Source organism: Brasilonema octagenarum UFV-OR1 (genome assembly GCF_963888615.1).
In the GTDB taxonomy this organism is placed as follows: Bacteria; Cyanobacteriota; Cyanobacteriia; order Cyanobacteriales; family Nostocaceae; genus Brasilonema; species Brasilonema sennae.
In genome coordinates this window covers 1-22,156 of record NZ_CAWPKW010000313.1, presented here as the reverse complement: position 1 = coordinate 22,156, position 22,156 = coordinate 1, and the positions used below count along the sequence as shown (strand labels likewise).

Annotated in this window: 16 protein-coding genes, 1 tRNA gene and 2 pseudogenes; 11 read left to right on the top strand and 8 right to left on the bottom strand. The window is 44.0% G+C overall.

Annotation, left to right across the window (positions count from 1 at the left end):
- Positions 1-172 precede the first annotated feature (172 nt).
- Positions 173-601: pseudogene (locus AC5590_RS27800) on the bottom strand (helix-turn-helix domain-containing protein); the annotation flags it as partial.
- A 437-nt stretch (positions 602-1,038) separates the two neighbouring features.
- Between AC5590_RS27800 and AC5590_RS27795 the strand changes: the two are divergent.
- From AC5590_RS27795 to AC5590_RS27785, 3 genes are all read left to right on the top strand, one after another.
- Positions 1,039-2,514, top strand: coding sequence for an efflux RND transporter periplasmic adaptor subunit (locus AC5590_RS27795; RefSeq protein WP_169266557.1), 1,476 nt, complete (start codon positions 1,039-1,041; stop codon positions 2,512-2,514).
- Between the two features lies 1 nt (position 2,515).
- Entirely contained in the window at positions 2,516-3,682 is a 1,167-nt protein-coding gene (locus AC5590_RS27790; protein WP_169266556.1) for an ABC transporter permease, read from the top strand.
- 1,637 nt (positions 3,683-5,319) lie between these two features.
- Complete coding sequence (locus tag AC5590_RS27785; RefSeq protein ID WP_248277292.1) at positions 5,320-6,348, top strand: ABC transporter permease; 1,029 nt, start codon at positions 5,320-5,322, stop codon at positions 6,346-6,348.
- Between the two features lie 439 nt (positions 6,349-6,787).
- Here the strand turns inward: AC5590_RS27785 and AC5590_RS27780 are convergent, their stop codons facing one another.
- Entirely contained in the window at positions 6,788-7,096 is a 309-nt protein-coding gene (locus AC5590_RS27780) for an alpha-amylase inhibitor (protein ID WP_169266555.1), read from the bottom strand.
- A gap of 682 nt (positions 7,097-7,778) precedes the next feature.
- On the opposite strand from AC5590_RS27780, the gene AC5590_RS27775 reads away from it, so the two are divergent.
- Positions 7,779-10,109, top strand: a complete 2,331-nt coding sequence (locus AC5590_RS27775) for a TolC family protein (RefSeq protein WP_248277291.1) — start codon at positions 7,779-7,781, stop codon at positions 10,107-10,109.
- A gap of 390 nt (positions 10,110-10,499) precedes the next feature.
- Here the strand turns inward: AC5590_RS27775 and AC5590_RS27770 are convergent, their stop codons facing one another.
- From AC5590_RS27770 to AC5590_RS27755, 4 genes are all read right to left on the bottom strand, one after another.
- Positions 10,500-12,008, bottom strand: coding sequence for a beta-barrel domain-containing protein (locus tag AC5590_RS27770; RefSeq protein WP_169266568.1), 1,509 nt, complete (start codon positions 12,006-12,008; stop codon positions 10,500-10,502).
- On the bottom strand, positions 12,001-14,250 hold the full coding sequence (locus AC5590_RS27765; RefSeq protein WP_169266554.1) for a peptidase domain-containing ABC transporter: 2,250 nt from the start codon (positions 14,248-14,250) through the stop codon (positions 12,001-12,003). The genes AC5590_RS27770 and AC5590_RS27765 overlap by 8 nt, the downstream gene beginning before the upstream one ends.
- Positions 14,251-14,387: 137 nt before the next feature.
- The gene (locus AC5590_RS27760) at positions 14,388-14,789 is read right to left on the bottom strand and encodes a hypothetical protein (protein ID WP_169266553.1); all 402 of its coding nucleotides are present in this window, start codon (positions 14,787-14,789) and stop codon (positions 14,388-14,390) included.
- A gap of 237 nt (positions 14,790-15,026) precedes the next feature.
- Positions 15,027-15,395, bottom strand: a complete 369-nt coding sequence (locus AC5590_RS27755) for a hypothetical protein (RefSeq protein ID WP_169266552.1) — start codon at positions 15,393-15,395, stop codon at positions 15,027-15,029.
- A gap of 481 nt (positions 15,396-15,876) precedes the next feature.
- Here AC5590_RS27755 and AC5590_RS27750 point away from each other — a divergent pair, with 481 nt between their 5' ends.
- Both AC5590_RS27750 and AC5590_RS27745 read left to right on the top strand, forming a co-directional pair.
- A complete protein-coding gene (locus AC5590_RS27750; protein ID WP_169266551.1) occupies positions 15,877-16,431 on the top strand; it encodes a helix-turn-helix domain-containing protein in 555 nt (184 codons plus the stop codon).
- Between the two features lie 178 nt (positions 16,432-16,609).
- Positions 16,610-16,681: transfer RNA gene (locus tag AC5590_RS27745), tRNA-Gly, on the top strand.
- 318 nt (positions 16,682-16,999) lie between these two features.
- Here AC5590_RS27745 and AC5590_RS27740 read toward each other — a convergent pair.
- Together AC5590_RS27740 and AC5590_RS27735 are read right to left on the bottom strand one after the other, a co-directional pair.
- Positions 17,000-17,401, bottom strand: coding sequence for a hypothetical protein (locus AC5590_RS27740; RefSeq protein ID WP_169266550.1), 402 nt, complete (start codon positions 17,399-17,401; stop codon positions 17,000-17,002).
- Positions 17,402-17,466: 65 nt separating this feature from the next.
- A pseudogene (locus tag AC5590_RS27735) lies at positions 17,467-17,580 on the bottom strand (DUF2254 family protein); the annotation flags it as partial.
- A 152-nt stretch (positions 17,581-17,732) separates the two neighbouring features.
- On the opposite strand from AC5590_RS27735, the gene modD reads away from it, so the two are divergent.
- From modD to AC5590_RS27710, 5 genes are all read left to right on the top strand, one after another.
- On the top strand, positions 17,733-18,590 hold the full coding sequence (modD, locus tag AC5590_RS27730; protein ID WP_169266549.1) for a ModD protein: 858 nt from the start codon (positions 17,733-17,735) through the stop codon (positions 18,588-18,590).
- A gap of 193 nt (positions 18,591-18,783) precedes the next feature.
- A complete protein-coding gene (locus AC5590_RS27725) occupies positions 18,784-19,377 on the top strand; it encodes a TetR/AcrR family transcriptional regulator (protein WP_169266548.1) in 594 nt (197 codons plus the stop codon).
- A 173-nt stretch (positions 19,378-19,550) separates the two neighbouring features.
- Positions 19,551-20,375, top strand: coding sequence for a 3-methyl-2-oxobutanoate hydroxymethyltransferase (gene panB, locus AC5590_RS27720; RefSeq protein WP_169266547.1), 825 nt, complete (start codon positions 19,551-19,553; stop codon positions 20,373-20,375).
- Positions 20,376-20,437: 62 nt separating this feature from the next.
- On the top strand, positions 20,438-21,214 hold the full coding sequence (locus tag AC5590_RS27715) for a glutathione S-transferase family protein (protein ID WP_211178565.1): 777 nt from the start codon (positions 20,438-20,440) through the stop codon (positions 21,212-21,214).
- 112 nt (positions 21,215-21,326) lie between these two features.
- Complete coding sequence (locus AC5590_RS27710; RefSeq protein ID WP_169266546.1) at positions 21,327-22,013, top strand: glutathione S-transferase family protein; 687 nt, start codon at positions 21,327-21,329, stop codon at positions 22,011-22,013.
- The last annotated feature ends 143 nt before the right edge of the window (positions 22,014-22,156 follow it).

Below are 22,156 nucleotides of genomic sequence, written 5' to 3'. Positions count from 1 at the left end.
TGTTCAAGAGCTGAAGTGAACCTCTAACTCCTTCTCGCACTCGTTTTAAACATTTTACGCAAAACCAGAGTATTTGTTACAAATATTTACATTCAGCAAGAGGTTTTGACCACACCCTGCCGCAATTGTGTTGGCTAGAGGTTTCTTTCTCAATTGTGTTGTCTTTCAGTCAAGTGGAAAGCCCCATCTCCTTGAGCAGGCGGTTAATGTGGCAAGCGCTAACCTTAATTCCCAATTGTTTCACCAGATGCTTGCTTAACTATTGCGCTGTCCAGCGTTTAAATGGATAGCCATACTCACGCGGACTATGGCTCGCCAGTTCTTTCAACCGAGCGAGATATTGCTCATTCACAGTCTTGGGGCGTCCCATCGGGCGATCGCCCCAGTTATGAGCCTGACCTGTCTGTGCCATAGCAATCCAGTACCGTGCAGTTTCTTGAGCGCACAACAGTGCTTCACAGATTTGTGCTTGAGATTGACCCGCATCTGTTAGTAGCATGATTTCAATACGACGGCGATATTCTGGACGTAACTCGGCTTCTAGGCTTTTCAGCAGCAGCTTGCGCTCTCTAGGTGTTAGGTAAAGACTTTGGTTTTCCACAGCAATTCCTCCTGGTAGAATTGACGGTGTTGGAAGTTCGTTTGAATGCTCCGCAGCGAACCTCTGCCTACTTCTCGGAATCAAAAGTCCAGGAATTGTGCAACTCGTTACAAAAATTCACATTAGTCTTGGTAGCAGTCACCTGTGTCGCTTTATCAGATGTTGAGGCTGTGACAAGGCAGCATCTACAATCAAAGATATAGCCCGTGTGAATAGTTGAGCGCATCACTACACTGTGATTTGCAAGATAAAAGTACCTTTGTTTTTAAATATGAAAGCTTAAAATAAAAAACATAATTACTTGAGTTATGCATAAAAAATAAGTTTCAAATCCTTGAATTTCTAGATTCAATATCAAAATATTGAAGAGGGATTAGACAATAAAGTAGCTAATTCCATCACAAGTAACTTCATTGACTGGCAGCGTGCTTATCTCAATGCCAACTCTAAAGACATTCAAATCTGGAGTTCAATGGTTAGCCTGGTCAGGAGTTTTGGCTCTGGTTAGCACCGGGGGCTGGCTGGTCTACATCCAGACTCGGAATCGACCTGCAGAATCGGTGGTGCTGCCTGTTGTCACCGTAGAACGCGGCAACATTGAAACTACAATCAATGAGAGCGGCACCCTTGAACTGCGTGGTCAACAGACCCTCAAGTCTCCAGCAGAAGGCGCAGTTGAGCAGGTGCTAGTGCGGCTTGGAGACCAAGTCAAGTCCGGTCAGCCGCTGATTATTCTGCGTAACCCCGAGCGCCAAACTATCCTGGCTAACCAGCAGTTGCAAATTCAAAAACAGGAACTCACTTTAGCACGTAACCGCCAGAAAGTTGTTGAAGCCGAGGAAAAGCTAAAAGTAGCTAAACAGGAAAACCAGACAAACAAGCAGTTGCAGATTCAAAAACAGGAACTCACCGTAGCACGTAACCGCCAGAAAGTTGTCGAAGCTGAAGAAGAACTCAAAGCTGAGGAAAAGAAACTCCAGGAACTTGAAGCTTTGGATCAAAGGGGCTTCATTCCCAAAAATGAACTTCGGACGCAGGAGGAACAGGTTCGCCGTGCGAAAACTGCTTTGTGGGAGGCGAAGTTAACCGTCAGCAGCGATACCATCGAACTCCAGAACCTTCAGCTTGAGCGCCAAAATACGCAACAGCAAACGCGGGATAAAATTATGCAGGCTGAATCTGCTGTACAGGATGCTCAGTTAGCGGTCAATAATGATATCCGTGAATTTCAGCGCCTTCGGCTTGAACTGCAAAAAATCCAGCAGCAACTCCAGAACAACGTCGTGACTGCACCAATTCATGGTAACGTTCTTGACATCAAAGTCAAGGATGGGGAAGGGGTTCAGGTGCGTACTGACTTGCTCATCCTGGGCGACCCCACCCAAGAACTGGTGTCGCTCCAGCTTTCCACCCTGAATGCGGCTAAAGTCCGGGTCAACCAATCAGCCCGCATCAGTGTCATCGGTCCCAATGCTCAGACATTCGAGGGGCGGGTGCAAAGTTTGTCTCCCATAGCAACAACCTCTAGTGGGAACGAGAGCCAAAGCAGCAGCCAACAAGCGGGGCAAGCAACGGTATCTGCTAAAGTGCGACTTAATACCCCTTCCCGCAAGCTGATTCCTGGCAGCCAGGTAAATGTCGAGATTGTTTTGCAACAGCGGCAGAACGTGGTGGTTTTGGACACGGAAGCGATTCAGCGCTCTGAAGAAAAGCCCTTTGTGTTGGTGCGGGATAAACAAGGTAAGGCTCAGAAAAAAAACATCACTCTAGGGCTAGAGGGGTTGACTAATGTGGAAGTGACCTCTGGTCTGCGCCCTGGGGATCAAGTGGTGCTGCCCGCAGCTGATTCCAAATCGGAACCAGGAACGCCAACCGTTCCCGAAGACAATTCGACAGAAGGTAACAGCGAATAGTATGAGTCTCACACCTTTCGACCTACTAGCTCTGACTTCCCGCTCTTTAAGCGGCAATCCCTTGCGTTCTACCCTAACCACCCTAGGCGTTTTCATGGGTGTAGCTGCGGTGACAGCGACGCTTCAGGTCGGCAGCATCAGTCGGGCAGTGATTGCCCGTCAAATGGCAGAGCGAGATGCCCCTCAGGTCGTAGTATACCCAGAGTCGCGATTTCTTCGGCTAGAAGACATGAAATTCTTGCAAAAACGGCTCTTGGGCTTACAAGCAATCAGTGCGTCCAGTTCCCCAACTTCTTCTCAAACCGTATTTCAAGATCAGGAGGCGAAGAATTCTTTGATGTTGGGTGTTTCCCAAAACTTCTTGCTCACATCGGGTAAGCAATTAGTGAAGGGACGGTTCTTCACAAGAGCAGATTCTGCCAGCTATCGACCTGTGGTGGTCATTGATCAATTTCTGGCGGATAAACTTTTCAAAGGTCAAAAGCCAACGGGTAAGCGCATTTATGCTAATCGCCGACCCTATATCGTTGTGGGGGTGGTAAAGACTAATTCCGGTAACAACGAAGCACCTGAGGGTCAGCTACTAGTGCCGATTTCAGTTTACAACGCTTTAATGGGTAGTCGCGATATTGGAACTATTTGGATGCGTCCCCGCAAACTCGAAGACCTGAAGAACTTGGAAGACCAGGCAAAAAAACTGTTGGAGCAGCGCTTTCCAAGTCAAAAATTTTATGTTGCTAACAATGTGGAAGACATCCTGGAGCAACAGAAAACCCTTGAATCCGTTTCAATGGCACTGGCAGCAGTGGGAGTCATCTCTTTATTGGTGGGTGGTGTTGGCATTGCTAATATTACTATCGCCACTGTAGCAGAGCGTACTTCTGAAATTGGTCTGAAGCTGGCGATTGGGGCAACAAAGCAGGACATCATGTTGCAGTTCATTCTTGAAGCGGCGGTTTTGAGCTTGTTAGGGGGAACTGTGGCGCTGATTACAGTGCATGGGTTAACGTTGGTGGTTGCCGATACTTTTGATTTACCCTACCAATTTGAAAGCAGTACAGCCGCTTTGTCCTTAGGTTCAGCGCTATTGGTGGGGGTGGGCGCTGGTTTTCTCCCGGCTCTACGAGCTAGCCAGCTAAATCCTGTTACAGCTTTACGTAGCACATAGTATTTGTTACAACATCACGGTAAATTAATAAGCCCCCAATAGCAAGCTATTGGGGGCCATTGGTCACAAGTTAAGGTTGTGAGCCAGTTGTCAAGGGGTTTTAGGACTTGCCGTGAAAAGTCAGTGTCGGAGCAGGCCCAACGCCCGGTGCAGCTACGGACGGTCGTCAACACGGAGTGACCCCCTGCATAAATAACAGGGGGCCACTCCTGAACCTGATGTGCGTAGACCTCTTAACAGACTGACATTGGAAAATTCGTCCTCCCCGTAAGAGGGTGCTTACGGCGGAGCTTCACCATGCCTTGTGAAAGTGTGTCGTAAGAGGTTATTTATGAGGCTAATTCAAGCGGTTACGCCAGTCACGGAACAGGTTCCCATGGGCTGCAGGTGTCTGAACCTGTATCGTCTTCGCAGACACGGAACCTGGTGATGCTGCGGCTGGGTGTGGCGACGCCGCACCCAGCCTGCGACCCGTTCCCGTCCCCGATCCTGAAGGTGCTTGAGCTGCCGCTGACGTTGTACTCAGCGTAAACGCCGTTTCCATCTTGTTCCAGGTCGCAGGCACCGATGTATTTCCTGTCGATGCGGACGCCGGCGTAGTCGGAGCCCTCCGCAGCCGTCCAATACGCCCAGCTCTGGGCGTGGGCCAGAGTACCCATGCCCGCCACCACCGCAGTGACTGCACCCGTCGTCAAGATTAAGCGGCCAATTCGTGCGAGAGACATTTCTTTTCTCCTTATTTTGATTGTGATTATGTAGGTCAACCATTTGACCTCTATTTCAATTAATTGAAATTTGTTGTTGTCAAGGCCATCGTACTTATCCAGGATTTGTGTTTGATTCGCTGGCTTATAGATTGCCTATTTCTTCTTCAATACTCTGAGATTTAATTTACAAATTCAAGGGTTTTAAACTCATTGATTACGCATAAGTCAAGCATTTATGTTTTTTTTTTGAAAAATCATATGTAAAAAATGGTAAAACAAAATCCATTGAGGTGCTCTCACTACTCTGAATTTTGCAATTTGAAACTGAGCTATGTCTCTGATCGCAGATGGAGTTTGGCACAATGTCACAGCATCATTGTCTAAAAAGCCACACTTGCGAGCGTTCACCAAATTAATGTGAAATTGTTTTGAGCCACATATAATTATTTAGACTTTGGAGCCAGAAGTAAATAGAAATTCGTAAGTTTCATTTTGGCAATAGAACCCAAGTTCTCAATTCCGTCTTAACCTTTAAGCTGACATGTCATTATAAACGGTACCAAGCGTTCAGCCTGTCCAGTTGGTTGAGTAAGTCCTGTAGACATTAACCCAGTAATTTATAATTTTTTCGCTCAAAACTAAAGCACTTTTGTTTCAGAACCTTATACAAAAGGTAAGGTGTGCAGTCTAAAGTAAAATCAGGACACAAATTCTGTCAGCGTCAATGGTTTTTACTTAACTGAACTACTACCCGATCCAATTCCCTAGTTTGGCATCACCAACCTAACAGTGGCGGTGGCGAAGACTTGACCATTCAATTTAAACTGTTCAATTTAAAGCGAATAGCTTTGTCCAATCGGTGTCGAAAATTAATTTCAGTCCTAAAGACTCAGGCGAAGCAGTGCAATTTACTCAGAAATTCAAATCATTATGGAGAAGCCACCTAACCAAGACTCTCAACGTCAAAACCAAGGCGAGCATCTATCTAGACGACCCGTCAGCTTCTTGTTACTTAAGGTGGTCGTTGTTGTAACTGTAACTTTGGGTATGGCTTGTATTCTCGCCCTAATTTTTAAGTCCCAAAAGATACTCAAACCTGCTGCTAGCGTTGAAACAGCAGTTAAACCGCCAATCGTTCAACCTACGGCTGGTGAAAACATCAAACACATTCAAAGCAAAGGCAATGAACAACTCAGCAAGGGTGAGACGATTGTCTTACCCTTGAAAAACCCTTTGGAAACTCCTACAGAGTGGAAACGCCTACAGCAAACTCAGAGCGAAAAACCGACACACTACGCTTCAAAAATGCCAACGGTAAACGCGAACACACCCATAACTCATTCCCAACCTCAGAGCCAAAACAACCAACTGCTTGTTAAAAGTTGGAAGTTAAATGACGCTACGCGATCGCCCTCTGAAGCGCTGCACTCCGTGGAATCGCAAGTCGCCTTTACATCACCCTCAACCTCTCGTTCACACAAAGAACCAGAAAATGACAGACGAGAGGCTTTGGCGATACCTACGCCAGAAATGAAAGATTCTGTCTCTGGTAAAGCATTCCCAAGTTCCACCTGGGAACGAGAAGATACGAGAAAAGAGGACACGAGGATGCAAAGACTAGAAAGCAAAGAGACAAAAGGACACGAGGAAAGAGGATACAGGGATATCTCTGCGTCATCACGTCTTCCCACCCCACCAACGGCAACAAAGCAGGACATCATGTTCCAGTTCATTCTCGAAGCGGCGCTTTTGAGCTTATTGGGGGGAACTGTGGCGATCGCCTCGGTGCATGGGTTAACTTTGGTGGTTGCCGGTACTTTTGATTTGCCCTATCAATTTGAAAGCAGTACAGCCGCTTTGTCCTTAGGTTCAGCGCTGTTGGTGGGGGTGGGCGCTGGTTTTCTCCCGGCTCTACGAGCTAGCCACCTAAATCCTGTTACAGCTTTGCGTAGCACATAGTGTTTGTCGCAAGCATCGCAGTCAATTAATAAGCCCCCAAGTGGCAAGCTATTGGGGGCAGTCCTACACTTATTTGAGATAGCTTTTTAGAGCGCTACCAAGCAGGTATGCCGCTGTAACCAGCTGCACACCGAAGCTTGGTGATCAAGCGGACCGCCGGAGGGATGGCGCTGTAGGTACTGGAAGCGGGCATCCGTGGCTGGTTTAGATAGCGTTGCGTTTGTCAATAAATAATTGTCCAGAATATTCAATCGGAGTGCAGGTATCAAACTAACCTTGGCTATGACTTTTAACAGCAAGATAGAACGATGTGCGTAAATATTACGCAAAGCTCCCAAATTGTCAGTTCTCCACTACGCGCTCAGAGGAATTTTTAAGTAACATTACTTATTGACAAATGAGATGTGACCTTAAATTGTCCTGTATAGGAGAAATAAAATCAGCATCTATCCAGTCTATCAAATCTACCTAACGTCCATGTAAAGGTACGTTGCTGGCCACGGTTGAGAACGTTGCATCCTGAGTCCGGTCCCCAGGCAATGATGAGCTTCACCCGCTGCTGGTTTCCACAATCGTTTCTCACAGTTATACTCCTTGACGATTGACTTATTACCCTGATGCAGCTTGGCGCAGGAGCAGCAAATGATGGTGGGATAGTGCTAACAAGCGAAAGAGATGCTGCGGCTGTACCGATAGCAGCCATACTAGTTAATTTCACGAAATTATCTTTGATGAGCTTGGCGTACATATTTATCTCCTTTGGGATTTACACATTGAGAGAATGAAAACAATCTGCATCCTAATTTTGTTGGTGCAGTAATTTCAATTTGAAAGTTAATTCAAAATCTGACAAAAAATTGGATGTTTGATTAGCAGAATTTTCGGTTGATTTTTAGTTTTTATTCACCTACTTTTATCAAGTAGAACTAACTTGTCAACGCCTAATCTACTTAATCCAATTTTTATCCGATGAAATTTAGAAAATCAAGGGGAGGCAGCTTGTTTATAAAACATAACTACAGGATTTATGTTTTCATTTTGTTAAGTTTTTAAAGAATCAAGATGAGAAGTGTGCTAAATATTAATATCTAGAGTGCTTCTGGCTTTTAAGAAAGCTAATGATTAATAAAATCATCTTTTCCGCTCAAAACTAAAGCACTTTTGTTTTTTGAAACTTACACAGAAAGTAAGATGAGCAGTGTAAAGTAAAATCAAGGCAATAATTCAGACAGCAGCAATGAGTTTTACTAAACTCAATGACTGCCTGATGCAACTCCCAAATCTAACATCGCCAATCTAACAGTGGCGGTGGTGTCTAAAGACCTGACCGTTCATTTCAAAGCTAATGGCTTTGTCCTGGTGGTGTCCCAAATCAATCTCAATCCCAAAGAGTCAGGCTAAGCAGAGCAATTTACTAAATTCAAGTCATCATGCAGAAGCCATCTAACCAAGACTCTCAACGTCAAAACCAACGCGAGCATCAATTTCTCCGAACCGTTAACTTCTTGTTACTTAATGTGGTCGTTGTTTCAACTGTAATTGTGGGTACAGCTCGTATTCTCACCCCAATTTTGAAATCCCAAAAGATACTTCAACCAGCAGTCAGCGTTGAGCCAGCTGTCAAACGGTTAATCGTTCAACCTGTGGCTGGTGAAAACATCAAACACCAAAGCAAAGACAATCAGCAACTTAGCAAGGGTGAGGCGATTGTCTTACCTTTGAAAAACCCTTCGGAAACTCCTACAGAGTGGAAACGCCCACAGCAAACTCAGAGCGAAAAACCGACACACTACGCTTCAAAAATGCCAACGGTAAACGCGAACACACCCATAACTCATTCCCAACCTCAGAGCCAAAACAACCAACTGCTTGTTAAAAGTTGGAAGTTAAATGACGCTACGCGATCGCCCTCTGAAGCGCTGCACTCCGTGGAATCGCAAGTCGCCTTTACATCACCCTCAACCTCTCGTTCACACAAAGAACCAGAAAATGACAGACGAGAGGCTTTGGCGATACCTACGCCAGAAATGAAAGATTCTGTCTCTGGTAAAGCATTCCCAAGTTCCACCTGGGAACGAGAAGATACGAGAAAAGAGGACACGAGGATGCAAAGACTAGAAAGCAAAGAGACAAAAGGACACGAGGAAAGAGGATACAGGGATATCTCTGCGTCATCACGTCTTCCCACCCCACCAAATTTCCCTTCAAAACAGGAGACTCAGCCGATGTTGCCCCGCAAGCAGAGTAACTTTAGGGCGGGTGCGTCTTTTCTCGCGTCACCGAGTCTCTCCCTCTCCATGTCATCACAGCCGCTTCACCATGTCTTCTCTCAAACGCGTCAAGTACCACGACAGAATGTAACTTCGTATCAGAACCAAATTTCAAAAGTAGAACAAGCAAATACAGTAACTCAAAGTAGTCTGAAACAGAGTCAACCCAAACCATTACCAAAAGTACGTCCTGTTGCACTAAAGCTCTCTGATGTTGTCGTCTTGGCTTTGCAAAACAATAGATCTATAAAAAACGCATATCTCGAAAGAATAGCTCAAAAACAAGACTTGGCAGTGGAAGAAGATAAATTTGCTCCTGACTTTACACCTACCCTGTCAACGTCGATGGCATCATCCGGCTCAGGTGCAAGCACAACAACGACTAATGAAGTCGGTCTTGAGGCAAAAATGAAGATTCCCACCGGGGGGGAACTGAGTTTTGGCTTGACAGCTAACGCTCTAACGCCAAAGATAACTTTTAATCAACCTCTACTAAGAGGAGCTGGAATCGATGTAAACACAGCTTCGATTAAGACGGCTCGACTTACTGAAAAGAGTAACGTCTTGGGTTTAAAATCGACATTGACAAACACCATTACGGATGCTATAATACAATACCTGAATTTACTCCGCGCTCAGGAACGGGTAAAAATTGAGCAGCTTTCGCTGAAAAGTGCTCAAGAACTTCTGGAAATAAACCAAGCTCTGATTGAGGCGGGTAGGTTGGCACCGGTTGACATTATCCAAAGTCAGACAGCGATCGCTAATCGACAAGTCAGCTTGGTGGCTGCTCAAAATAATCTTGAGTCAACAAAGTTAGCTCTACTTCAGATTCTTGACATTGATCAAAACACTAATATTATGGCTGCAGAAGTTCCAAAGGCGTCACCCGTGACTCTAGACGCGAACAAACTTCGGCAATTAGCGCTCTTAAGTCAGCCAGAATATTTGCAGGCACAGCTAAACCTGGACAAAGCTAAACTTGACCTGTTGCAGGCAAAAAATAACAGACGCTGGGACTTGGGTTTGAATGTCAGCTATGACAATACAGGAGACAACGCAACACCAGACGTGAGAGCCGGACTAAGTTTTAGCAAAACATTGGGCGATCTCACACCGGAACAGAGGTTTCAGCGCAGCCGAGTTAACCAATTGCAAGCGGAAAACAATTTGAACGATCAGCGTGAAAGTTTAGAAATTCAGGTAACAGATAGGATTAGAGATGCTAATTTGAGTTTCTCTCAGGTGCAACTTGCCCGACAAGCGAGGGAGTCTTCGGAACGACAACTAGAGATTGAACGAGAAAAGCAGCGATTAGGCAGAGGATCTGGAGTTTTTGAAATTGTGAGTTTGGAAAATAGTTTGGTAGAAGCAAGAAACGCAGAACTTAATGCAACTATTGAATATCTCAACGCTTTGACGAACCTTGATAAAACTGTAGGAACCACATTAGATACCTGGCAGGTAACAATTGAGAGCAATAAGAAATGAGTTTTTTCCAGTGTACTTTGGGACAGTAACAGTAACCGTTCAGAGGGGAATGGATACTTTACAAACATCCTCTGAAACTGGCTGATGCTTGTCATGGGCGTTCAGCGTAGCTCTCCGTAGGAATCGCAAGCTTGAAGCTCAGTTAGAGATTGGTATTGGGATTTTTCGGAGATGTCTATTACTAACCTTATACCATTTCACGAAATCCTTGATACAAATGATTTTTCTGGAATTATTTCCCCCAGCTCCGGTGTCCCCTGCTCACGCCAGGTGCTACAACGGGGGGAACCCTCCGAAGCTTTGAGCGGAGGTTTCCTCCGCTCAAACTTCTCACCGCAACGCACTGGCTCCCCTGCTGCCCATTTGTATCAACCTTAAAGTGAAACGGTATTACACGTCTGCGATTAGCCTTGCCTTTCTCAAAAAGAATTGCAGTACAGTCTCTTCTTTAGAAATAATATCGGCTGTGCCCTCCATTCCTAATTGAATGGAACACTGTTTTTTGCCATTATATAGTCCAAGGCTTTCTGGCTCAATTGTGACCTCGTAAAAAGCAACAACAGCCGCCTTCTGGCTTGCTGCTGTGGGGGACGTTCCTGCAGTTGCACCATTTGCTTGAGGAGTGAATGCATCTGGAGAGATCGCCTTGACCTTACCTTTTAGGGTGCCGTAATCTGGATAAGGACAAGCAGAAACCCGCACGAGTACTTTTTGTCCTTCTTTCAACTTGCTTTTATCCTCAAGTGCTACCGCTGCCTTAACCACTATCGGGGCATCACTAGGAACTATTTGCGCGATTTCCTCTCCTGGACGTACAGTTTGACCAGAATTTCGCAGATTTAGCTTGGAGATAATACCGCCTGCTGTGGCAGTAATGGCAGTCTGCTTGAGGTCGATTTCCACTTGTTGGAGTTCGCGGGCGTCGCGTTCTCGTTGTTTGTGAATTTCAATTTGTTGCTGGATGAGGGCTTTACGTTCTTTGTCTAATGTAGCGAAGTTGACTTCCCCCGAAGCTTTTTCTTGGGCAATCCGCGACTCGGCGATCGCCACTTCTGCATGACTCGGATTCAGGGCAGAAGCAGCGCGTTCCTTTCTAGCTACGGCTGCCGAAACTGCTTGTTGTAGCCGTTCAATTGTTTGTTTTTGCGCCTCAACTGTTGCTTTTTGCGCCTCAACTGCTTGTTCTTGCTGATCAGCTGCGAGTTGTGCTTCCTCAAATTGATTCCAAGAAAGAGCTCCAACTTTTGCTACACTTTGATATCGGTTCCGCTTTGATCGAGCTGCTGATAAAGCGGCTACCGTTGACTTTAAATTTGCAGAAGCTGTCCTTAACTCTGCCTCACCTTTTTGCAATTCTCTCTGAGCTATCTTGACATTTGCCTCGGCTTCTGCTAGGTCCGCAACGGTAGTAATTTGCTTGTCTTGATAGTCTCGGCTTTTGTATTGTAGTTCAGAACGAGCAGCAGCAACAACACGGTTAACGCGATCGCTATCGGCTCTCATCTGGTTATTCAGGGCGCTAATTTGAGCGTTGAGTTGAACGATTTGTAACTGGCTCTGCTGGATGTTGGTTTGCAGTTGACTCTTTTTAGTTTGCAGCTTCGAGTCGTCGATAGTGGCAATGATATCTCCTTTTTTGACAACTTGATTCTCTTTAACTCTGACGCCCATAACAGGACCTTCTGTTGCAGCTTGAACAATCCGCAATTCACCAGCAGGACGGAAGTTAGCCTGTGCTTTGATGGTAACTTTGTATTGGGTAACAGAAGCAAGAGCGATCGCTATTCCCATAAAACTAAGCATAACCATTCCCCCAACCGTCGTCCAACGACCAATAGGTGGTAGAAAACCGTTTTCTTCAATTAGGGGAAGAGAATCTGAGTTGGAGTGGCTAAGCATCATGGTTGTAAAAGCTAATTGCGGGTGATTTGCCGTTAGAATCAGATTTGGAGGATGGAAACACCAAACCATTTACCAAATTATTTGTTGACGGGGCAACTTCGTCTAGGAAATCTAAGTGATCGCCTCTTTGATGGCGTAGTTCTTGGGGAGTTCCTTGGATTTTCACGCGCCCAAGTTCGAGCAGTACAATCCAATCAGCTCGCTGGATCACTTTTGGGCGATGACTAATCATAATTGTGGTTTTCCCAGTTCGGTAGTACAGCAATTTATCTAGCACTTGCGCTTCACTCACCGGGTCGAGAGCGCCAGTGGATTCATCTAAAATAAGTACAGGCGGTTCAGTAACTATAGCTCTTGCTATGGCTAATCTCTGCCGTTGTCCACCAGAGAGATTCGCGCCGAATTCTCCTAAAACGGTTTGATACTTGTCGGGCAGTTTACTGATAAACTCATCTGCACCTGCAATCTGGCAAGCCCTGACAATTTGTTCAAAAGATATGTGGGGATAGCTGAAGCGGAAGTTGTCAATAATTGAGCGACTCCAAAAGTGCGGTTCTTGAGGCACAAGCACCACCTGCTGTCGCAGACATTCCAAGGAGAGGTCTTGCTGGTTATAGATGCCATAGCGGATATTACCAGACTGGGGAGAATATAAACCAGCAATCATTTTGGCGAGAGTACTTTTGCCACAGCCAGATTTACCAATCAGGGCAATCACTTGACCACCTGGTATAGTTAAGGAAAAATCTTCCAAAAGGTCAACTCTACCAGCATGGTGAAAGTTGAGGTTAGTGCAGGTAATATCTGCATCACCAGGAATTTCTACCTGTGGCTTTTTAAAGTCGTTTTCGTCTTCTGGAGTGGCGTCAATTACCTCTGTCAAACGTTGGATGACAATCTGGGCGGTGATAAACTCATCAACTAACCCGATGACTGAACCCAGAAAGCCGAGAAAGTTGCCACTCAAGCCACTATACGCCATCAGCTGACCGATGGTTAAAGTGCGATTAATCACTAAATAGCTACCTAACCAAAGTAAGGCAATACTAGTGAAATTGGAAAGAATACCGGTGATTGTGCTGCTGTAAAGCCCCAACTTCATCGTAGTCCAGCCCAAGTTAGCAAGACGACCAAAATTAGTCTGATACTCTTGCCAAGCTTGGGGAGTCGCTTGGGTAGTTTTAAGCACCTGGACACCGCGAAAAGTTTCAACGAGAAAGCCTTGGTTTTCTGTACCTAAGACAATCATGTTGCGGGTTTTCTGACGCAAGGCGGGGAGAAAAAGCAGGTTGATTCCTGTGACGATGACAAAGGCGGCTAAGGAAGCCAGAGTCAGTCCCCAACTGTAGAACAGCATCAAGCCCAAGGAAACCACGGCAATAAAAAATTGGCTGGGTAAACCGAGGACAATTTGAGAAACTAAGGCATTGATGGCATGAACATCGGCAATGCGGCTAACAACTTCCCCACTGCGACGTGCTTCAAAATATGATAGGGGCAAGCGCAAAAGTTGTCGCCCGTATTCTAGAATGAGTCCGTATTGCAACCGTTGCCCAAAATGACCAACCAAGTGAGATTGTACCAAACCAATGGTACTTTGAAATAAGTTCATGGCAATGACTCCAATTGCCACGGTGGTAAGCAGTTGGGTATCTCCCCGCACCAGCACGTCATCAGTGAGCAATTGCATCATCAAGGGAGAGACAAGCGACAGCAGTCCGATGGCGATATTGATGGCGATCGCTTGAGCTAAAATGTTGCGATAGGGCAAAACACGCGCAATAAAGCGTCCAAAGCCACCAATTTTATCTTCAGGTTGCTCGCTAAAGCGGCTGTCATCTGGCTCTAACAACAGCATGATACCATTGCCCCAACCCTTGATTAACTCCTCGCGGGTGAGGTAACGGATGCCAACACCTGGATCAGCAAGTGCATATTTTTTCCCCTTTTGCCCGTATAAAACGACCCAGTGGTAGCCTTTCCAGTGTATAATGGCGGGCAGCGAAATTTTGTGCAAAGAGTCGAGCAATTGCGGGGAAGCTTTGACTTGGCGGGCATTGAATCCGAGGGCTTCTGCACCCCGGCTTAATCCCAATAGGGAGGTTCCCCTAGAACCTGTGCCTACGCATTCCCGGACGCGATTGAGGGTAAATGTGCGTCCGTAATATTTAGCAATGGTGGCTAGGCAGGCGGCTCCACAGTCTTCTTCACTATGTTGTTGGATAATTGGGTATTTCATAATTTGTATATGGAATCTTTGATCATCTGCAAGATAATCGGGGCAGAAAGCCCCGACAATGTTGAATATTTAACTCCTGAGAACCAAAAGTTTGACCCTGGAGTTATTGACGATGCCAAAGTTTTCAGGAGTGCTTTTTAAGCATAGACCGCGTAGGTTACGTCATAAATAGAGCCACTTCCACTAATGCGTTTTGTTTTGGAACCGTTTGTAGGAGTGGTTCCAACAGTAAAACCGCCTAGAGAGTCATCGTCACCAGCCAAACCGCCGTCGGAATCAAACAGATTAATGCTTGCAGTCCCACTAAATTGCTTCCATTGGAAGAAATTGGCGGTTTCACCAGTATCTACGTCGTTAGTTGTACTGGTTTTGTCTCCATTTATCCTGGCATATACGTCGTCTCCGTTACTCCAACCGAAGTCTGCACCTGCTTTAATTGCAGTGGCTTTATACAAGTAAAGCCAAGCACCACCTTCGATGACAGCTCCTTGTTCGGGAGTTAATTCGGTCACCAGTTGTTCATGTTGATTGTCTTTCATCTTTTTTCTCCTAATTAAGTGTGAATTGTTCTGTGTCGTTCCTTGAGGAACTATAGTTTTGGAAAGCAAACGCAAAACTTGTTGTTTTGATCTGCTACCTACTTCTCGGTGAATTACGTCTGTGTTTTATGCAAACCATTAGTTCTTGTAACATTTCTTCACCAAACGAATGGCAAAGATGCGTCCTGAGTGTTTGGCAATAGTTACAAGACTTGCCGCGTTTAGCAAAGTGCTGCATCAGGAGGTGTAGTCAACTCTTATGTCGCCAGTGACAAATACACCGTCTTCTTTATCTCTAAAGTCGATTACGTAAGTGCCTCCCCGTATGTCAGTCCATGTAGTGGTATCTTTACCAACACTGGCTATCTTTCCATTTGAATTATTAGTTTTTACATTTCTAATAATTGCACCGAAGTCTGGGTTATTCGTAGCCGATTTGGTGTTGGAAGTGAGTTTGATTGTTCCACCGGGTTGCACATAGAACTCTCGTGTGGTGAGGAAGGTATCAAACTTAATAGTGGACTCGAAACTACCACCTCCTTCAACAACGGCAGCTTCTGCCGCAGTTAATTCGGTAAACAGTTGTTCATGTTGATTGTCTTTCATCTTTTTTCTCCTAATTAAGTGTGAATTGTTCAGTTATCGATTGCCATTAATTGGTAAGTTGTAATTAACTTTCTCTTCGCTAATCACACTTCTATATTCTGAAATAAAATCTAGTATCGCAAGGGGTTTAAACTTCTTATTTATGCATAAATCCATGAGTTATGTTTTCATGTTTCCAATCTTTTATCTCCCCAAATAATGTTACTTGAGCCTTTAAAATTCAAGTGTAGTGATGTATTGAACTACTCTGACTAATGCAGTTTAAAAATGAGGCTATATATCTGGTTGCAGATGGTGCTTGATGCCCTGTCACAACACCAACGCCTCAAAAGCAGCACTTCTGACCGTTCACCAATTAGTGTGAACTTTTGTAACGAGTTGCGGAAATACTAGACTTTTGATTCCGAGAAGTAGGCAGAGGTTCGCAAGGAACACCCAAACGAACTTCCAACACCCCCAAGTTTTACAAAGAGGAATCGCTGTGGAAAACCAAAGTCTTTACCTAACACCTTTTCAGCGCAAGTTTCTGCTTAAGAGTCTAGTAACCGACTTACGTCCAGAATATCGCCGTCGTGTTGAAATCATGCTATTAGCAGATGCGGGTGAATCTCAGACACAAATCTGTGAAACTCTGGGGTGTTCTCAAGAGACTGCACGCTACTGGATTGCTATGGCACAAGCCGGGTTAGCTCATAACTGGAGCGATCGCCCGATGGGACGCCCCAAAACTGTGAATGAGGAATATCTCGCTCGCTTGAAAGAACTGGCAAGCCATAGTCCGCGTGAGTATGGCTATCCATTTCAACACTGGACAGCGCAATGGTTAAGCAAGCATCTGACAAAAGAATTGGGAATTAAAGTTAGCGCTTGCCACATTAATCGCTTGCTCAAGGAAATGGGACTTTCCACTCGACCAAAAAACAACACAACAAAGAAAGAAACTTCAAGCCAACAAAATTGCAGCATTAGGATTAATGATTTACCATTGCACGCATCACCTAATTTTTTGTCACAATTAAGTTTGATTGAAAATTAGTGTTGTAAATAATCCTGGCTGAAAAAAGTCGGGAAGTGGAGGTTTGGGCATTTACAATTGCAGAGCACTGCGTGTAGGAATGCCAGTAAAAATCTCCCCCGATCGTCTTCTACTTTAACCGTCATTGGTCGAAATATCTGGTAAGATTAGCACTATACAAGGGCACTAACCTTGACTTGCGGGTGTAGTTCAGTGGTAGAACGTCAGCTTCCCATGCTGAATGTCGTGGGTTCGAGTCCCATCACCCGCTTTCAAAAAATCTTCAAAAGGTTTACTTATCAAAGGCTTTACCCGTTCGCTCACCCCTTTCACACATCCAAAATAGCCTTTATGGGGTTCCCCTTCCCCCTGCCCCTTATTCCCCTTTAACCTTTTCCCCGCCCGAAGGGCTGTTGACAAATCGCTATACTTCCTGGACTTCGTAAGCTTTCATCGAATATATGGGGAAGGGGTTTCCTCCAGAAACCCTTGGGCGTGTACGGACGATTGCGTCCTTTAAGTGCGCCCCCTATGCCTACGGCACGGCACTTTCAGAGCGGGGCTAGCGCTGCTGCTTTTAGCAGATAGCTCAAACGTTCTCTTCCTCTAAACTCTTTTTTATATGCTCATACAAAATTCGACTTTCTTCGTTCTCAGAAATACTTACGCAGCGAATTAAATTTGCTGTGCATTCAGCCGCAAGAAACGCCAGCCGAACACCGTACGGAATATCTTCTATGAAATCTTGTAACTGGTAATTCTCACAAAATTCCGCTTCGGTTTCCTCAATTTTTCCTTCATCGTTGACTGCTTCATTTTTTACGATAGAACACATGATAATTTGAAATTTCACTTTTGTTTCTTCTATGGCGTTATAAAGTGACATCTTTTTTTCAAGAGCGTAAGCACAAGCACGTAATAATTTAGAAAAATCTTCTTGATTGCCTGCTTCAAAAAAAGTTTCTTTGTCAAATTCTGGCTGAATAATCATCTTTAATTCTCTAACTCATTCTATAAATAACGCTACATCTGTTAATCCAAATATAAAACCTCTTTATCGTAGCGGTAGGGTGAGGGAAAATTTGTTTGGGCTAGGCGCGAAAGTCCGGCGCTGAGTCGGTCAATCCACCTGATGGCGGTAAAAGGGTCATTGATTCCAACACAAAGGGCTACAGTAACCATCGAACCAGCAACAGATGAAAGTAGCAATGGCGATCGCGCACAATAGTAGTGATTTCTACAATTTGTCTTATGAAAAGATATTAAGTTGAATGTAAATCTTAGTAGAGTTTATATATTTACGCGCTCGTCGCAAAACTAAAATGAGTGTTTTCTTCTCAGATGAGGCGATCGCTAGGTTAATTCAGGAAGATGTTCCTTACCTAGATTTGACAACTTACGGACTCGGCATTGGCAAGCAACTTGGTGAAATCGAGTTTTCTACCCGTCATCCGATGACCATTAGCGCTACTGAAGAAGCTGCCAGAGTATTAGAATATTGTGGTGCTAAAGTTCATTATCAAGTGGAAAGTGGTACAGTCTGCCAGGAAAAGCAATTAATTCTTCAAGCTAGTGGCACTGCGAGCGCTTTGCATAGTGGCTGGAGAGTTGCTTTGAATTTGATGGAATATGCTTCTGGCATTGCTTCGCGTACCAGAGTATTGGTAGATACTGCTAAAACAGTAAATCAGTCTGTTTCTATTGTCACTACTCGCAAGTGTTTTCCAGGTACTAGAGCGCTTTCCATCAAAGCGGTTCTAGCTGGTGGGGGCTTTTTTCATCGCTTAGGATTATCTGAAACAGTTTTAATCTTTAACCAACACCTGATATTCCTGGGAGGTATAGTTGGGCTAACTGAGCGTATGAATGAACTGCGACGACAGTTTCAAGAACAACATATTTGCGTTGAAGTAGATACACCAGCAGATGCCTGGATGGTTGCTCAAGCAGGTGTAGATTTAATTCAGTTTGATAAAATTGCGATCTCAGATCTTGAGCCTCTGGTTTTGAAGTTGAAGCAGCAGTATCCGAACTTAAAACTAGCAGTGGCTGGTGGTATTACCTCTGAAAATATAAAGGATTATGCTAGCACTGGTGTAGATATTTTAGTAACAAGTTCACCGTACTTCGGTAAACCGTGCGATATTGCAGTCAAAATGAGGTTGCTTCCAAATCCTTAAAGATGAGCAACCGGAATCGATTTACCAGGACATCCTACCACCAATCCGTTTCATCCAACCCCCTAATCCTTTACTTTTTAACTACGCTTCGTTTTTGACGTCTCTTGCTCCCTTGCGATCGCTCCTTTAAGAAAAACTTTTCAATTTACTGATATTTCCAGTTATAGTAAAAAAGACCAATCGGTCTAAAAAAATGTCTAAAGGCGAAGAAACAAAAGAGAAAATTCTCCAACAAGCAGCCGAACTGTTTAATCAACAGGGGTATGCTGGCTCGTCTATTTCAGACATTATGCGTGTTACAGGATTACAGAAGGGAGGAATTTACAACCACTTCAAAAGTAAAGATGAGCTAGCACTACAGGCATTTGATTTTGCGATCGCCCAACTCAGACAACATTATTTAGCTGCAGTCCGAACTAAGCGTCATGCAGTTGAGCGCCTGCAAGCTATCTTTGATGTATTTCACAGCAATATAAATAACCCAATCATAAAGGGAGGGTGTCCGCTGCTGAATACTGCTGTTGAAAGTGATGATGCTCATCCTGCTTTGCGCAAACGCACTCAACAGGCGATGAACTCTTGGCGTCAGCTATTTTATCGAATTATCCAAAAAGGAATAGAAAAAGGTGAAATTCCCTCAACAGTTGACGCTGATCAAGTGATCACCATTATTATTTCCACACTTGAGGGGGCTGCAATGATGAGCAAGCTCTATGGTGACTCAATTCATCTTGAACGAGCAATCAATCATTTGACGAATTACATCGATAGCCAATTGCGCATTTAAAGCAAGTCCACTTGCTTGAGTTTAGTTTACATAAAAAAAGACCGTTCAGTCTTAAAATATCATGAAAAATCATAGTTTAACAGTTTGTGGGAGGTAGAGAATGGGAGATAGCCTATGTATACTGAGAACACCTGAGCTATTTACCTATCAACGTTAAACCAGAAGAGTTTCCTATGAAAAAAGACTCAGCTTACTTGCTCGCCAAAAAGCAAAATCATCAGAAAATAGTAGCACTCACAGCGTATGACTATCCTACTGCGCTGCTACAAGATAGAGCTGGAGTAGATGTCATTTTTGTTGGTGACAGTGTAGGAACTAACATCTTAGGTTATGACAGTGAGCAGGAAGTCACGATGGATGACATTGTCCATCATCTCAAAGCTGTTCGACGAGGAACATCGCAAGCATATATTCTTGCTGATTTGCCTTATGCTTCTTATGAAACTCCAAAACAAGCTTTAGAGAATGCCAGAAAACTTTTAGCAAATGGAGCCGATATCATTAAGTTAGAAGGTGTCCGAGAAGAAATTGTCAAGCATCTAATTGAGCATGATATAAATGTATGTGGTCATCTTGGCTTACTTCCACAAACTCAACAACAGAAGAAAGTACAAGGAAAAAGCTTTGAACAAGCTCAAGAATTAATTGAAGGTGCGCTAACCCTAGAAAGAATTGGGATATCTGTACTCTTACTTGAACTTATTCCTGAAGAGCTAGGTCAAATAATCACAGAAAAAGTCAGCATACCCACGATTGGCATTGGTTCAGGTCGGTTTACTGATGGACAAGTTCTCATTGTTAACGACATTTTAGGAATCACACCTCGTAAACTTAAACTAGCAACAAAGTATCAAGATTACCAAACTCTAACTCTTCAAGCAATAGAACAGTACAAACAAGAAGTTGAACAAAAGATATTTCCATCAGAGGAAAATGTTCAACACATGGTGCAAGAAGAATTACAACATCTCATTCAATGGGTAAAGCAAAGTTTATGAACATAGAAAATAACCAAAGTAGCCAGTAACTCATCCAAAATCTCAAATTTAACATCAACAATATGTTGTCTAATTCCCTAACTGGTAAGAAAAAACCCTTTAGTCTGATTACAATTCCTATCAGTCATTATTGTGAAAAAGTAAGATGGGCACTTACAAAACTGAAAGTTCCTTACATTGAAGAGCCTCATCTACCACTATTTCATCTATTAGCAACTGGTCGAGTTGGTGGAAAATCAACTCCTGTTCTTATTACTGAAGCTGGTACTTTCACTGATTCAACTGAGATCTTACGTTACCTAGACAAAGTTGCCCCTGATAACGCTAAGTTATACCCCACTCACCCTGACTCACGCCGACAAGTAGAACAACTAGAAGATTTATTTGACGAGCAACTTGGACCTGCTACACGCCGTTGGAGTTATTTTCACACCATGAATAACTCCAAGTTGATGCAACGTACATGGTGTAATGGTGTGCCTTTTGTTGAAGTGGTATTATTTCCAGTCGTTTTTCCTATTGTCCGCTCAATTGTTCGGCAGAAACTAAACATAACTCAAGAGTCTGATGCACAAGATTACGAACAAATCAAGAGCATTTTTGAGCAAGTGAGCGAATTATTGGCAGATGGACGTACTTATTTAGTTGGAAACAGCTTTTCTGCTGCTGATCTCACCTTTGCGGCGCTTGCTACTCCCGTTGTTAGACCACCAGAACATCCAATGAGTTCTGCTAGCTTGGAGGAATTGCCATCCAAAATGGTATCTGAGATTAAGAAATTCCGCGAAACCCCAGCAGGAGCTTTTGCACTGCGTCTTTATCACGATAGAAATTATTAAATATGGGAATGAAAAGCTATCTCAAGACTCTTTTGTTGAGAGAAAGAGAAAATTTTTTGTTCATTTACAGACCGAACGGTTTTTTTGCTAATGAGTTTAGGAGAAATTATCAATGCTCAAGTTTTACTACAACCCCCGCTCACCTATGGCTCGTCGTGTATGGCAAACTTTACTCGAAAAGGAAATTTTATTTGATCCAATTTTGTTGAGCTTAAATGGTGACCAATTGCAACCAGAGTATTTGAACCTTAACCATTTTCATCACGTTCCAATGATAGTTGATGATGGTTTACGAGTGATAGAATCTTTGGCAATTTTGGACTATTTAGAAGCTAAGTACCCCACACCTGCACTTTTGCCTAAAGAAGCTGAGGCGTTAGCAACAGTAAGGATGGTTCAAATGGTGGCGACACATGAGTTACTGCCAAAAATGATTTCTTTAATTTCTGAAACTGAGGATTCACCAAAATGTTTACAAGCAAAGGAACATATAGATAAAGTCCTAAAATTTTTGACAGATTGTTTAGGAAATAGTTCTTATTTTGGTGGCGAACAGTTAACTCTAGCAGATATTGTCGCTGGATGTGATTTGTCTTTATTACCTAAGTTAGGCGTTTCTTTTAGTCATTACCCCAAACTAAATGACTGGTTTGAGCGCTTGATGCAGCGAGAAGCATGGCAAAAGACGGAACTGAGTACAGAAGACTTTGAAAAATTTAAACGAGTTTTTGTAAAGCTACGTAGCCGTAAGTTGACCAACAAGCACCGGGTGCACCCGGTGCAGGAGGAGAAGACTTAGCTTAGTGTGCGCGGTGAAGTGCTTAAAAGTTGTAACCAACACCAAGCACTAGCCCAACATCAGTTTGATCAAGGAAACCAACGTTTAGACCAGCAGTGGCGGTAAACTCAGGTGATAAGGGCACATCCACACCACCAGTCAGA